Annotated in this window: 12 protein-coding genes; 7 read left to right on the top strand and 5 right to left on the bottom strand. The window is 69.8% G+C overall.

Annotated features, from left to right (window positions below; translation table 11 throughout):
- The first annotated feature begins 137 nt into the window (after positions 1-137).
- Both acnA and CSW64_RS19815 read left to right on the top strand, forming a co-directional pair.
- Entirely contained in the window at positions 138-2,834 is a 2,697-nt protein-coding gene (gene acnA, locus CSW64_RS19820) for an aconitate hydratase AcnA (protein WP_099623718.1), read from the top strand.
- A 72-nt stretch (positions 2,835-2,906) separates the two neighbouring features.
- Positions 2,907-3,602, top strand: coding sequence for a DUF1223 domain-containing protein (locus tag CSW64_RS19815; RefSeq protein ID WP_099624365.1), 696 nt, complete (start codon positions 2,907-2,909; stop codon positions 3,600-3,602).
- A 1-nt stretch (position 3,603) separates the two neighbouring features.
- Here the strand turns inward: CSW64_RS19815 and CSW64_RS19810 are convergent, their stop codons facing one another.
- Entirely contained in the window at positions 3,604-4,152 is a 549-nt protein-coding gene (locus CSW64_RS19810) for an SH3 domain-containing protein (RefSeq protein ID WP_099623717.1), read from the bottom strand.
- A 7-nt stretch (positions 4,153-4,159) separates the two neighbouring features.
- Positions 4,160-4,894 (bottom strand): SDR family NAD(P)-dependent oxidoreductase, encoded by a 735-nt coding sequence (locus tag CSW64_RS19805; RefSeq protein WP_099623716.1) that lies wholly within the window; start codon positions 4,892-4,894, stop codon positions 4,160-4,162.
- 342 nt (positions 4,895-5,236) lie between these two features.
- On the opposite strand from CSW64_RS19805, the gene CSW64_RS19800 reads away from it, so the two are divergent.
- On the top strand, positions 5,237-5,572 hold the full coding sequence (locus CSW64_RS19800) for a DUF2794 domain-containing protein (RefSeq protein ID WP_099623715.1): 336 nt from the start codon (positions 5,237-5,239) through the stop codon (positions 5,570-5,572).
- Between the two features lie 64 nt (positions 5,573-5,636).
- Here CSW64_RS19800 and CSW64_RS19795 read toward each other — a convergent pair whose 3' ends face one another.
- The 3 genes from CSW64_RS19795 to CSW64_RS19785 all read right to left on the bottom strand — a co-directional run bounded on the left by CSW64_RS19795 (position 5,637) and on the right by CSW64_RS19785 (position 9,707).
- Positions 5,637-6,389, bottom strand: coding sequence for a Bax inhibitor-1/YccA family protein (locus tag CSW64_RS19795; protein ID WP_099623714.1), 753 nt, complete (start codon positions 6,387-6,389; stop codon positions 5,637-5,639).
- A 100-nt stretch (positions 6,390-6,489) separates the two neighbouring features.
- Positions 6,490-9,018 carry an ABC transporter permease gene (locus CSW64_RS19790; RefSeq protein ID WP_099623713.1) on the bottom strand — a complete coding sequence of 843 codons (2,529 nt, stop codon included), beginning with the start codon at positions 9,016-9,018 and terminating at the stop codon, positions 6,490-6,492.
- Positions 9,015-9,707, bottom strand: a complete 693-nt coding sequence (locus tag CSW64_RS19785; RefSeq protein ID WP_099623712.1) for an ABC transporter ATP-binding protein — start codon at positions 9,705-9,707, stop codon at positions 9,015-9,017. Before CSW64_RS19785 ends, CSW64_RS19790 begins: the two co-directional genes overlap by 4 nt.
- 59 nt (positions 9,708-9,766) lie before the next feature.
- Here CSW64_RS19785 and CSW64_RS19780 point away from each other — a divergent pair, with 59 nt between their 5' ends.
- The 4 genes from CSW64_RS19780 (at position 9,767) to CSW64_RS19765 (ending at position 13,046) form a co-directional block, all read left to right on the top strand.
- Positions 9,767-10,405 (top strand): arylesterase, encoded by a 639-nt coding sequence (locus tag CSW64_RS19780; RefSeq protein WP_099623711.1) that lies wholly within the window; start codon positions 9,767-9,769, stop codon positions 10,403-10,405.
- 79 nt (positions 10,406-10,484) lie between these two features.
- Complete coding sequence (locus tag CSW64_RS19775) at positions 10,485-11,537, top strand: aldo/keto reductase (RefSeq protein WP_099623710.1); 1,053 nt, start codon at positions 10,485-10,487, stop codon at positions 11,535-11,537.
- A 104-nt stretch (positions 11,538-11,641) separates the two neighbouring features.
- The gene (gene thpR / locus CSW64_RS19770) at positions 11,642-12,175 is read left to right on the top strand and encodes an RNA 2',3'-cyclic phosphodiesterase (protein WP_099623709.1); all 534 of its coding nucleotides are present in this window, start codon (positions 11,642-11,644) and stop codon (positions 12,173-12,175) included.
- 40 nt (positions 12,176-12,215) lie between these two features.
- Positions 12,216-13,046 carry an acid phosphatase gene (locus tag CSW64_RS19765; RefSeq protein ID WP_099623708.1) on the top strand — a complete coding sequence of 277 codons (831 nt, stop codon included), beginning with the start codon at positions 12,216-12,218 and terminating at the stop codon, positions 13,044-13,046.

Below are 13,046 nucleotides of genomic sequence, written 5' to 3'. Positions count from 1 at the left end.
TATGGACCCGGCCAACGGCCCCGCGCGTCCGCGCGCGGACGTCCGCCGCGCCGGGCGGGACGCTGTGTGTCCCCTCCGAGCGCGCGATCCCGGAAGTGGTTTTCGGGCGGCCGTGAACAGGAAAGGACTCTCCGCTAATGGCGTCTATCGACAGCCTTCAAACCCGCCGCACACTTTCGGTCGGCGGGACGTCCTACGTCTACTACAGCCTGAGCGCCGCGGAAGAAGCCGGTCTTCAGGGAATTTCTCAGCTGCCGGTCTCGATGAAGATCCTGCTCGAGAACCAGCTGCGCAACGAGAACGGCGTCGACACCACCGACGGCGACATCAAGGCGATCGCCGCCTGGCTGCAGAACAAGGGCTCCGTCGAGCACGAGATCAGCTTCCGCCCGGCCCGCGTGCTGATGCAGGACTTCACCGGCGTTCCCGCCGTCGTCGACCTGGCCGCCATGCGCGACGCCATGAACGGCCTGGGCGCCGACCCGACCAAGATCAACCCGCTGATCCCCGTCGACCTGGTCATCGACCACTCGGTGATGGTCGACTACTTCGGCAACGCCAAGGCCTACGGCGAGAACGTCGACAAGGAATACGAGCGCAACATCGAGCGCTACCGCTTCCTGCGCTGGGGCTCGTCGGCCTTCAACAACTTCCGCGTCGTGCCCCCGGGCACCGGCATCTGCCACCAGGTGAACCTGGAATACCTGGCCCAGACCGTCTGGACCAACAGCGACGCCGGTCTCGAGCATGACGTCGCCTACCCGGACACCGTGGTCGGCACCGATTCGCACACCACCATGATCAACGGCCTGTCGGTCCTGGGCTGGGGCGTGGGCGGCATCGAGGCCGAGGCCGCGATGCTCGGCCAAGCCATCCCGATGCTGATCCCGGAAGTGATCGGCTTCCGCCTGACCGGCGCCCTGCCGGAGGGCGCGACCGCCACCGACCTGGTGCTGACCGTCACCCAGATGCTCCGCAAGAAGGGCGTCGTCGGCAAGTTCGTGGAGTTCTTCGGCTCAGGCCTGTCGGGCCTGACCCTGGAAGACCAGGCGACCATCGCCAACATGGCTCCGGAATACGGCGCCACCTGCGGATTCTTCCCGGTGTCGCAAGCCACCATCGACTACCTGCGCGCCACCAACCGTGACGCCGCCCGCGTGAACCTGGTCGAGGCCTACGCCAAGGCTCAGGGTCTGTGGCACGATCCGGAAGCGCCGGAGCCCGTCTTCACCGACGTGCTGGAGCTCGACCTCGCCGACGTCCAGTCGTCGCTGGCCGGCCCGAAGCGTCCCCAGGACCGCGTGCTGCTGACCGACGCCGCCGGCGCCTTCGAGACCGCGCTGGCCGACGAGTTCGGCAAGAAGGAGCAGACCGATCGCCGCGAGCCGGTGAAGGGCGAGAGCTTCGATGTCGGCCACGGCGACGTGGTCATCGCGGCCATCACCAGCTGCACCAACACCTCCAACCCCAGCGTCCTGATCGCCGCCGGCCTGCTGGCCAAGAACGCGGTCGCCAAGGGCCTGAAGGTGAAGCCGTGGGTGAAGACCTCGCTGGCCCCCGGCTCGCAGGTGGTCACCGACTACCTGGCCAAGGCCGGTCTGCAGAAGCACCTCGACGCCCTGGGCTTCAACCTGGTCGGCTACGGCTGCACCACCTGCATCGGCAACTCGGGTCCGCTGCCGGAGGCCATCAGCGCCGCCGTCAACGAAGCCGACCTGGTCGCCTGCTCGGTGCTGTCGGGCAACCGCAACTTCGAAGGACGGGTGAACCCGGACGTCCGCGCCAACTACCTGGCCTCGCCGCCGCTGGTGGTGGCCTACGCCCTGGCCGGCTCGATGCGTATCGATCTGGCGACCCAGCCGATCGGCCAGGACAAGAAGGGCAACGACGTCTTCCTGAAGGACATCTGGCCCTCGTCGAAGGACATCGCCGACCTGCAGCGCAAGTCGGTCACCAGCGAGATGTTCGCCAAGCGCTACGGCGACGTCTTCAAGGGCGACAAGCACTGGCAGGCGATCAAGGTCGAGGGCGGCCAGACCTACAGCTGGGACGTCGGCTCGACCTACGTCCAGAACCCGCCGTACTTCGAAGGCATGTCCATGACGCCGGCGGCGGTGAAGGACATCATCGAGGCGCGCATCCTGGGCGTCTTCGGCGACTCGATCACCACCGACCACATCAGCCCGGCCGGTTCGATCAAGAAGACCTCGCCCGCCGGCCAGTACCTCAGCGAGCGTCAGGTCCGCTTCGAGGACTTCAACAGCTACGGCGCCCGCCGCGGCAACCACGAAGTCATGATGCGCGGCACCTTCGCCAACATCCGCATCCGCAACAAGATCACGCCGGAAATCGAAGGCGGGGTGACCAAGCACTTCCCGTCCGGCGAGACGATGGCGATCTACGACGCCGCCATGCGCTACGAGCATGAGGGCCGTCCGGCCGTCGTGTTCGCGGGCAAGGAATACGGCACCGGCTCCTCGCGCGACTGGGCGGCCAAGGGCGCCAAGCTGCTCGGCATCCGCGCCGTCATCGCCGAGAGCTTCGAGCGGATCCACCGTTCGAACCTCGTCCAGATGGGCGTGCTTCCGCTGCAGTTCCTGTCGGAAGGCTGGCAACGCCTGGGCCTGACCGGCGAGGAGATCGTCTCGATCCGTGGCCTGCAGGACCTCGCGCCCCGCAAGCAGCTGATTGTCGAGCTGTACCGTCCGTCGGACGGCCGCATCGCCCGCTTCCCGGTGCGCTGCCGCATCGATGGCCCGACCGAGCTGGAATACTTCCAGGCCGGCGGCGTGATGCCGTACGTCCTGCGCCACTTGGCCAAGGGCGAAGCCTAACTGATGGAGGGCGGCGCGCTTCACGGCCTCGTGAAACGCGCCGCCCCGCCTTCTTCGCTTAAGTGCGGCGGCATGCGTTCCGTCGCCCTTTCCCTTCTCCTGCTGCTCTGCACGTCGGCCGCCGCGCCGGCGTTCGCCCGGCCGCCCGTGGTGGTCGAGCTGTTCACCGCCCAGGGCTGCTCGTCCTGCGGCAAGGCCAACGCCCTGGTCTCCGATCTGGCCCAGCGGGACGACGTCCTGGCCCTGACCTTCGCGGTCGACTACTGGGACTATCTCGGCTGGCCCGACACCTTCGCCAAGCCCGAGTTCGCCGAGCGCCAGCGCGCCTACGCCCACCGCCTCGAGGTGGCCGAGGTCTACACCCCTCAGATCGTCATCGACGGCCGGGCGCAGATTTCCGGCGTGCGCCCCGACCGTATCGAGCCGCTGGTCGACCAGGCGGCCCGCCGGGCCATGGATCCGCCGGACACCCAGTTCCTGGGGACCAACCGCGCCGCCGTCGGCAGCGGCCCGGTCCCGCGCGGCGGCGCCGACGTCTGGATGATCCGCTACGATCCGCGCGAGCAGGAGGTCACGCCGAAGAAGGGCGACAACCGCGGCCAGACCCTGGTCCAGCGCAACGTCGTGCGCGAGGTCGTCCGCCTGGGCGCCTGGCGCGGCAAGCCGACCGCCTACCGTCTGCCCGTCGCCCATGTCGAGGGACTGGAGACGGTGGTGATCGTCCAGGCCGCCAAGGGCGGCAAGGTCATCGCGGTGCTGGCGAAGTAGGCTAGCTGCATGTTGTGCGCTGGTTGGCGCACCAGCCGGTGGTGAAGCCGGCGCGGCCTTCCATCTCCAGCTTCAGATAACGGCCCGTGCAGCCGGTGATGCGGTAGGGCGGCGGTGCGCTGCCGTCGAGCGGAGCCCGGAGGATCACTTTGCCGCCTGGCCTGTCGAGAATCTCCGCCCCTGCGTTCAGATCGACGTCGCCGACCTTGCTAGCGTGCACCCAGCCAGTCCCTTCGAACAGCACGCGCTCGGCGGTCTCTTCCCCGTCGGTCACCGCGACGGCGCGGTCGATCTGATACCAGTCCTCAGTCTGGCCGATGACATGGACCTGGATCCATTCGCCTTGCGGAACGAGCGCAGTCAGCCTGCCGGTGGCGCTGCTAGGTCCCATGCGAATGTTGAGACCTGCCGGATCGGGGTCGGTGACGTTCAGGTCGACGTCGCAGGCGTGAAAGTCGACCACTCGCGGAGCGCGGCCCTGATCGGTTGTAGGCGTGCCCTGACCCATCCAGGCCAGGGCTGCGAGGGCGACGAGAACGGCGGTCTGCATGCGCGCATCAAACGCGCAACATCAGGCCTCCGTCCACCCCCAGCGCCTGGCCGGTGACGAAGCCGCCGTCGTCGGAGGCCAGGAACAGGGCGGCGCGGGCGATGTCGATCGGCTGGCCCAGGCGCTTCAACGCCGCCTTCTTGGCCCAGACCGCGGCCACGTCCTCATGCTGGAAGCTGGCGGCGGTCATGCCGGTGGCGATGGCGCCGGGCAGGATGGCGTTGCTGGTCACCCCATGCCGGCCCAGCTCCAGGGCGAAGGTCCGCATCATCCCGACGACGCCGGCCTTGGAGGCCGAGTAGGCCACCAGGCCGTTGTCGGTGTGCCGCGCCATGATCGAGGCGGTGAAGATCAGTCGCCCGGCCGGCGATTTCACCAGATACGGGACCGCCTCCCGCGAGATCCGGAACCCGGCGCGCAGGTTGATCGACAGCTGCCGGTCGAAGGCCTCGTCGCTGGTTTCGCCGACCGGGGTGGATCCGGAGACGCCGGCGTTGTTGTAGACGATGTCCAGCCGCCCGAAGGCCTGGATCGCCGCCGCGACGATGGCGGCGGGCGAGGCGTCCTCGCCGATGTCGGCCGCCAGGGTCTCGATCGCGCCGTGCTCGAAGGCCAGGTTCGCGCCCGGCCGGTCGACGGCCAGCACGAGAGCCCCCTCGTTGGCGAAGAGTTCGGCGCTGGCGCGGCCGATGCCGCTCGCCGCGCCGGTGACGATGGCCGCGCGGCCCGTCAGACGTCCCATCCGTATCTCTCCCTGCTCTTTTGTCGCTTAGACGAAAAGAAACCCGCGTTGCCGGAGGGGAATGCAACGCGGGTTCATTTCGTCGTCATAGAGGGGGATAGGCGTCGGCCGGTCGAAACTCCCCGATCCAGGGGGGCTGGGGGGGCTGTTCAGGATCCGGAACCGAAGGAACTCCGTACCGGCCGACACTGATAATCTGGAGGCCGTATCCGGCGGCCGCGCGTTCGAATTAGGGTCATTTCGCGACGCTTCGGGGCGGATGCGGCCAAAATCCGGCGATGTGTCGATCTTGCGACGGCCTCTCGCCAAACCGCGCGATTCAGGTCTAGCCTTCTCCCAGGCATGGCGTTCGATCCGACATACTCCGCGCCGCGCGCCGTCTCGGTCTTCTTCGAGCGGCGCGAACTGGAGCGGCTCCTCCGGCTCTACGGCCGCATGGTCGCGGCCGGCGAGTGGCGGGACTACGGGATCGGCGGCCTGGTCGATGCGGCGGTGTTCAGCGTCTTCCGCCGTTCGGGCGAGGCCCCCCTCTATCGTATCGAGAAGCGCCCGGCCCTGGCCCGGCGCCAGGGCGCCTGGTCGGTCAGCAACCAGTCCGGCCACATCCTCAAGCGCGGCCACGACCTGGAGCATGTGCTCCGCATCTTCGACAAGGGCCGGCTGACGGTGATCGAATAGGAACAGAAAAGGCCCCGCCGGTGTCCCGGCGGGGCCTTTGTTCAGGCGTCCAGCTGTATCGCGGTTAGTCGCGACGCACGCCCAGGAAGGCGAGCAGGAACTGGAACATGTTGATGAAGTCCAGGTACAGGCTCAGCGCGCCGTAGTTGGTGGCCACGGCCTTGCCGGCCTCATCGCCGCCGATGGCGTAGTAGGTCATCTTCAGGCGCTGGGTGTCATAGGCGGTCAGACCCGCGAAGATCAGCACGCCGGCGGCGTTGATGATCCAGTAGAGCATCGGCGCCTTGAGGAAGATGTTGACCACCGAGGCGATCAGCAGACCCCACACGCCCATGATCAGGAAGCTGCCCATGCCGGTCAGATCCCGCTTGGTGGTGTAGCCCACCAGGCTCAGGGCGCCGAAGGCGGTGGCCGTGATCAGGAAGGTGGTGGCGATGGACATGCCGGTGTAGCGCAGCACCCAGACCGCGCCGGAGGCGCCGATCAGGCTGACGATGCCCCAATAGAGGGCGGCCGAACCTGCGGGGCTCGGGTTGCGCATCGCGAAGCCGGAGATCAGGACCAGCGCCAGCGGGGCGAAGGCCAGGACCATGCCGAGGATGGTGTAGCCCCGGAAGGCGCCCGTATCCGAAACCACGAACAGGATGTCGCGGATGGCCGGGATGCTCGCCACCGCGTAGGCCACCAGGGCCGACACGACGAGACCCAGCGCCATCTTGTTGTAGACGCCGAGCATGAAGGCGCGCAGACCCGCGTCGATCGACATGTCGGCGGTTTGCGGGATCGAGCGCGCGCTGCCGCGTTCGAAGTCGCTCATAGGTGAAAAACCCTTTCAACGCGCCCGGAACGGACGCGCCCTGAATATCGGGGGTGCGGCCGCTTGACGCAAGGCATTGTCACATAACGCCTGCGTCAGCCTATTCGGCGCGAAGCACCGGGGCCGGACGCTTCGACAGCGCCTGCATGGCCGCCAGCAGTCCGCCGATCAGGGCCAGGCCCGACGCTCCGCCGAGCAGAGCGGCGACGCCGGCCCAGTCGACGCTCCAGGTCGCCTTGAAAACCTTGACCACCACCGGCCAGGCGGCGGCGTAGCCCAGGGCCACGCCGGCCAGGCCGGCGATCAATCCGACGGCGGCGTATTCGACGCCATAGGCCGCCAGGATCTGCGCGCGCGAGCCGCCCAGCACCTTCAGCGTCGCCGCCTCCCTCGCCCGGGCCCGGGCGCCGGCCGCGATCGCGCCCGCCAGCACCAGCAGCCCGGCCAGGGCCGCCACCGCCGCGGCGCCGCGGACGGCCAGCGCCAGACGGTCGAACATCTCGGTTGCGGCCTCCAGCTGCTCGCGCACGCTGATGACGTTCACGGCCGGGAAGCTGCGGCCCAGGTCGCGGGTCACCCGGGCCTCCTGGGCGGCGTCGCCCTTGGCGATGGCCACATGCCTCAGCGTCGCGCCTTCCAGGGTCGAGGGGTTGACGATCAGGGCGAAGGCCGGGCCGAAGCCGCCCCACTCGACCTCGCGCAGCACGGCGATGCGGGCGTCGATCTCGCGGCCGAGCACGGACAGGGTGACGGTGTCGCCGACCTTGAGGCCCGCGCCCTTGGCCGCGTCGATCTCCATGGCCAGCAGCGGCGGTCCGGCGTAGTCGGCCGGCCACCATCCGCCTTCGACCACGCCCGCCTCGCGCGGCTGCTCGCCGATCGCCGACAGGCCGATGTCGTTGTCGTAGGCCCAGCGTTCGCCGCGCTCGATCTTCGAGAGGTCGACCGGTTCGCCCTTGATGCGGACGATCCGTGCGGTGGCCTGGGGCGCGCGCAGCCAGTTGTCCTCTGTCAGCGGCGCGCCGAAGGCCCGCTGAACCGCGTCGTCGAACTCGGCCAGGCGATCGCCGGGAATCTCGGTGAAGACCATGGCGGGGGCGGTCTTGGGGGCGATGACGCTGATCTGTCCGAGCAGGGACGACTGGATCAGCACCACCGCCGACAGCAGGGCCACGCCCAGGCCGATGGCCGGCGCGGCCGTGCGGGCGGCCGAGCGCGGCCCGGCCAGGTTGGCGACGCCCATGCGCACAGGCCCCCTCGCCAGGCCGCGCAGTCGACCGGCGGCCCAGGCGGCGGCGCGGCCGGCGATCCAGAGCAGCACGAAGGCGACGGTCACGCCGGCGATCATGATCCCGGCCGCGATCGGGGTCGGGGCCGTCGCCACGGCCAGGGCGGCCAGGCCGGCGCCGGCGAGCAGGGCGACGATGAGCTCCGGCCCGAAGCTGAGGCGGCCGGCGAGGTCGCGGCGGAACAGAGATGACGGCGGCGTGGCCCGGGCCCGGGCCAGCGGAGCCAGGCTGAAGGCGGCGGCCGCCAGCAGGCCGAAGGCCGCGGCCTTGATCAGGGGCAGGGGATAGACGGCGAACAGGGCCGGGATCGGCAGGTCGTTCTGAACGATCGCGCCCAGGATCAGCGGGGCGACGCCGCCGATGACCAGGCCGATGCCGACGCCCAGGGCCGACAGCACGCCGATCTGGATCAGATACAGGTTGCGGATCAGCGGCCCCTCGGCGCCGAGCGCCTTCAGAACCGCGATCGAGGGTTTGCGCTGCTCGAGATAGGCGGTGACCGCTCCGGCCACGCCCAGGCCGCCGGCGACCAGCGATGCCAGGCCGATGAAGCCCAGGAAGTACTCCAGCTGATCGATCAGTCGGCGGATGCCGGTCGCCGCCTCGTTGCGGCCCCGCGCCTGGTAGCCGCGCTCCTTGAAGCCCTTCACCAGGCGATCGACTCCGGCGTTGGTCGCCAGGTCGGGGCGCAGCGCGATGCGGACGGTCTCGCCGGTGTTGGGCAGGCCCTCCTCCATGAAGCCGCCGCGGGCGACGGCGTCCAGGCTGGTCAGCACGCGCGGACCCAGTTGGAAACCGCGGCCCAGCCGGTCGGGCTCGGAGACCAGCACCGCCCGGGCGACGAAGGGGCTCTCGCCGATCAGGAAGCGGTCGCCGATCTTCAGCCCAAGCCGGTCGAACAGCGCCTGCTCGACGGCCGCGCCGGCCGCGTCGCCGTCAGGACGAAAAGCCTCGCGCAGGGTCTTGGCGCCCTGGAGTTCGACGGTCCCGGTCAGCGGATAGCCGTCGGAGACGCCGCGCATCTCGACCAGTCGGCGCTGGCCGCTCGGCGCCTCGGCCATGGCCTGGGCCCCGCTGGAGTATGCGGTTTGGCCAAGCCCGTCGAAGCGGCGGCGGTCGGCGTCGCTGAAGCGGCGGCCGTCGACGGAGACGCGGATGTCGCCGCCGAGGATCTCGCGGGCCTGGCCGGCCAGGCCCTGGCGGAAGGCCTCGGCTGTTGAGCCGGCGGCGGCGATCGCCGCCACGCCCAGCGCCAGGCAGGCCAGGAAGATGCGGAAGCCGGCGACGCCCGAGCGCAGCTCGCGCGCGGCGAAGCGGAGGGAAAGCGGCAGGTCGCTCACGCGGCTTCCACCACCCGGCCGCCGCCCATCACGATCTGGCGGTCGGCCCGCGCGGCCAGGGCGGGGTCATGGGTGACCAGCACCATCGCCGCCCCGGTCTCGGCGACCAGATCGAACATCATCTCGGCGACGCCGCCGGCGTTGGCGGCGTCGAGGTTGCCGGTCGGCTCATCGGCGAACAGCAGCTGCGGCTTGATCGCCAGCGCCCTGGCCAGGGCCACGCGCTGCTGCTCGCCGCCGCTGAGCTGGTGCGGATAGTGGCGCAGGCGCGCGCCCAGGCCGACCCGATCCAGCCATTCGCGGGCGGTGCGTTCGGTGTGTCCCCAGCCGGCCAGCTCCAGCGGCGCGGCGACGTTCTCCTCGGCCGTCATGTTCGGCAACAGGTGGAAGGCCTGGAAGACCAGCGAGACCTTGCCGCGGCGCAGCTTCGCCCGGCCGTCCTCGCCCATCCGACTCAGGTCCTGGCCCAGCAGCCGGACCTTGCCACTGGTCGGCTGCTCCAGTCCCGCGGCCACGGCGATCAGCGACGACTTGCCGGACCCGGACGGTCCGACCACGGCCACCCGCTCGCCCGGATCGACGTCCAGGCTGACACCCTTGAGGATTTCGACGGGCCCCGCGGCGGACGGCAGGGTCAGCGTGACGCCCTCCAGGATCAGCGGCGTCGGCGGGGAGGCGGCGTCGTACATCGGCGGCTTTCGGACTGGCGTTTTGCGTCGGGCGTCTTCACCCTATGTAGGACAGACCCATGCCCAGCACACCTTACGGCTCCTTCACCCGCCGCGCCCTGGTCGGCCTGGCCCTCGCGGCGGCGGCCTCGCCCGCCGTCGCCCAGTCGCGGCCGCGCGTGGTCACCATCCTCGGGGACTCGATCACCGCAGGCTACGGCCTGCCGTCCCGCGACGCCCTGCCGGCGCGGCTGGAGGTCCAGCTGAAGACGCTGGTCCCGGGCGTGCGCGTGCGCGGCGCCGGGGTCAGCGGCGACACCACGGCCGGCGGCCTGGCGCGCGTGGACTTCAGCGTGCAGCCCGACACCAGCCTGTGCATCGTCGCCCTGGGCGGCAACGACCTGCTCCAGGGGCTGGACCCGCAGCAGACCCGCGCCAATCTCGATCGGATCCTGGCGCGGCTGAAGGCCCGGAGGATCCCGGTCCTGCTGGTCGGACTGACGCCGCCCAACGCCATCGGCCGCTCCTACGCCCGCGACTTCGCGGCGGTCTATGCGGGCCTGGCGAGGAAGCATGGCGTGCCGCTGTATCCGAACCTGCTGGACGGCGTGCGGGGCGTGCCTCGGCTGAACCAGCGGGACGGCATCCACCCCAACGCCGCCGGCGTGAACGTCATCGTCGGCAAGCTGGCGCCGGTGGCGGCGAGGGCGCTGCGCTAACCAACGACAACAAAGCTCGTCATCCTGAGGAGCGAGCATCAAGCGAGCGTCTCGAAGGACGCACCGAGGGGACAACCGAATGCAGTATTCCAAACTGGGCCGCACGGGCATCGACGTCAGCCGCTGCTGCCTGGGCACCATGACCTGGGGCTCGCAGAACACGGAAGGTCAGGCCCATGAGCAGATGGACTACGCCCTGGGCCGGGGCGTGACCTTCTGGGACACGGCCGAGATGTACGCCTCGCCGCCGCGGGCCGAGACTCAGGGCCGCACCGAGACCTACATCGGGACCTGGCTGAAGAAGACCGGCAAGCGCGACCAGATCGTGCTGGCCTCCAAGGTCGCCGGCCGCGGCGGGCCCCTGGGCGCCATGGACTGGCTGCGTAAGGACAAGTCGTCTCCGCGCCAGACCAAGGCCCAGATCGACGAGGCCGTGGAAGGATCGCTGCGCCGTCTGCAGACCGACTACCTCGACCTCTACCAGCTGCATTGGCCGGACCGGCCGATCCGCACCTTCGGCGGCATGACCTTCAAGGACTATGACCAGGACTACGAGAGCTTCCGGTCGATCCTAGAGGCGCTCGACGCCCATGTGAAAAAGGGCAACATCCGCCACCTCGGGGTCTCGAACGAGTTTCCCTGGGGCGTGATGAAGTTCCTGCAGGAGTCGGAGGCCCACGGCCTGCCGCGCATCGCTTCGATCCAGAACGCGTATCACCTGGCCAACCGGGTGTTCGAATACGGCCTGGCCGAGATCGCCGTCCGCGAGGACGTCGGCCTGCTGGCCTATTCGCCGCTGGCCCAGGGCTGGCTGACCGGTAAGTACCTCGACGGCGCCAATCCGGAAGGCTCGCGCAAGCAGCTCTACAACCGCATGCAGCGCTACGAGGGGCCCGGCGCCCACGACGCCTTCAAGGCCTATGTCGAGCTGGCCCGCGAGCGCGGGATCGACCCGGCGCACCTGGCGCTGAAGTTCTGCGACACCCGCTCGTTCGTGACCTCGACCATCATCGGCGCGACCTCGATGGACCAGCTGAAGACCGACATCGACGCCTTCGACCTGCCCTGGACCGACGACCTGGAGAAGGCCGTCGACGCCGTCCACGTCCGCCAACCCAACCCCTGCCCGTAGCAAACCCGGGACATGCATCTCAGTGCGTGTCCCGTGCCGCCAGATAGACGGGGACACGCACCCTTCGGGAGCATGTCCCCCAAGAGCCCCGGCGAGAGCCCGCCATGATCCGACTGTTCGCCGCCATCGCCATTCCCGACGAGATCGGGGAGCCTCTTCTCACCCGCCAGCACGGTCTGGAGGGCGCCCGCTGGCGTCCGCTGGAGGCGCTGCACATCACCCTGCGCTTCTTCGGCGACGTGCAGGAGCCGATGGCGGACGACATCGACGCCGAGCTGTCGACGATCGCCATGCCGCCGTTCGGGCTGGAGCTGAACGCGGTCGGCGACTTCGGCGAGGGGCGCGACATCCATGCGGTCTGGGCGGGGGTCGAGGAGAGCGCGCCGCTCCGCCATCTGGCCGCCAAATGCGAGACTGCCGCGCGCCGCGCCGGCCTCAAGCCCGAGACGCGGCAGTACCGGCCGCATGTGACGCTGGCCTATCTGCGCCATCCCGATCCCGACGCCGTCGCCCGCTGGATCCAGGCCAACAACCTGCTGAAGTCGCCGACCTTCGCGGTGGACCGTTTCGGCCTCTACTCCAGCCATCAGACCCATGAGGGATCGCGCTACCGGCTGGAGCGGGAGTATCGGCTCTAGGTCCTCGACAGCGGGGAGCAACAACAATGAGGGGGATCCCATGATCAGGACCAAGACGATCGTCATCCTGGGGTTGGCCGCGCTGGCGGCCGGCTGCGCAGCGACGAGCCGGTCAGCGCCGACGGCCGCGGAGGCCAGGCCCGTGAAGGAACTGCGGCCGGGCATCCTGGAAGGCTATCTGCCGCTGGGCGGGGCCCCCAGCAGCCTGGCGATCGTGCCGCCGCCGCCAACCGCGGGCTCAACGGCCCAGGCGCGTGACGACGAGGCGGCCAAGGCGGCCGTCGCCCAGATCGGCGGCCCGCGCTGGAAGCAGGCGGCCGAGGATGCGGTGCTGAAGTTCCCCGAGGCGGCGGGAACCTTCTCCTGCGCGATCGGCGCGCCGGTCAGCAAGACGGAGACCCCGCGTCTCTACATGCTGCTGCACAGAACCCTGACCGACGTCGGCTTTTCGACCTATCCGACCAAGACGAAGTATCAGCGGCCGCGGCCCTTCATGGTCAACGGCGCGCCGACCTGCAGCCCGGGCGACGAGCCGGATCTGCGCAAGGACGGATCCTATCCCTCGGGCCACAGCGCCATCGGCTGGGGTTGGGCGCTGATCCTCGCCGAGGCGGCGCCCGATCGCGCCGCGGAGATCCTGGCGCGCGGCCGGGCCTTCGGCCAGAGCCGCGTGGCCTGCAACGTCCATTGGCTGAGCGATACGGAGGAGGGGCGCGTCATGGCCGCCGCGACGGTGGCCAGGCTGCACGCCGACGCGACGTTCGAGGCCGACCTCGCCGCCGCGCGAAGCGAGATCGCGGCGGCCCGCGCCAAGGGGCTGGCGCCGTCCCGCGACTGCGCCAAGGAGGCGGCCCAGCTGGCGGGGCAGTAG

Source organism: Caulobacter mirabilis, from assembly GCF_002749615.1.
Classification (GTDB): Bacteria; Pseudomonadota; Alphaproteobacteria; order Caulobacterales; family Caulobacteraceae; genus Caulobacter; species Caulobacter mirabilis.
This window is presented reverse-complemented; position numbering and strand designations above follow the sequence as displayed.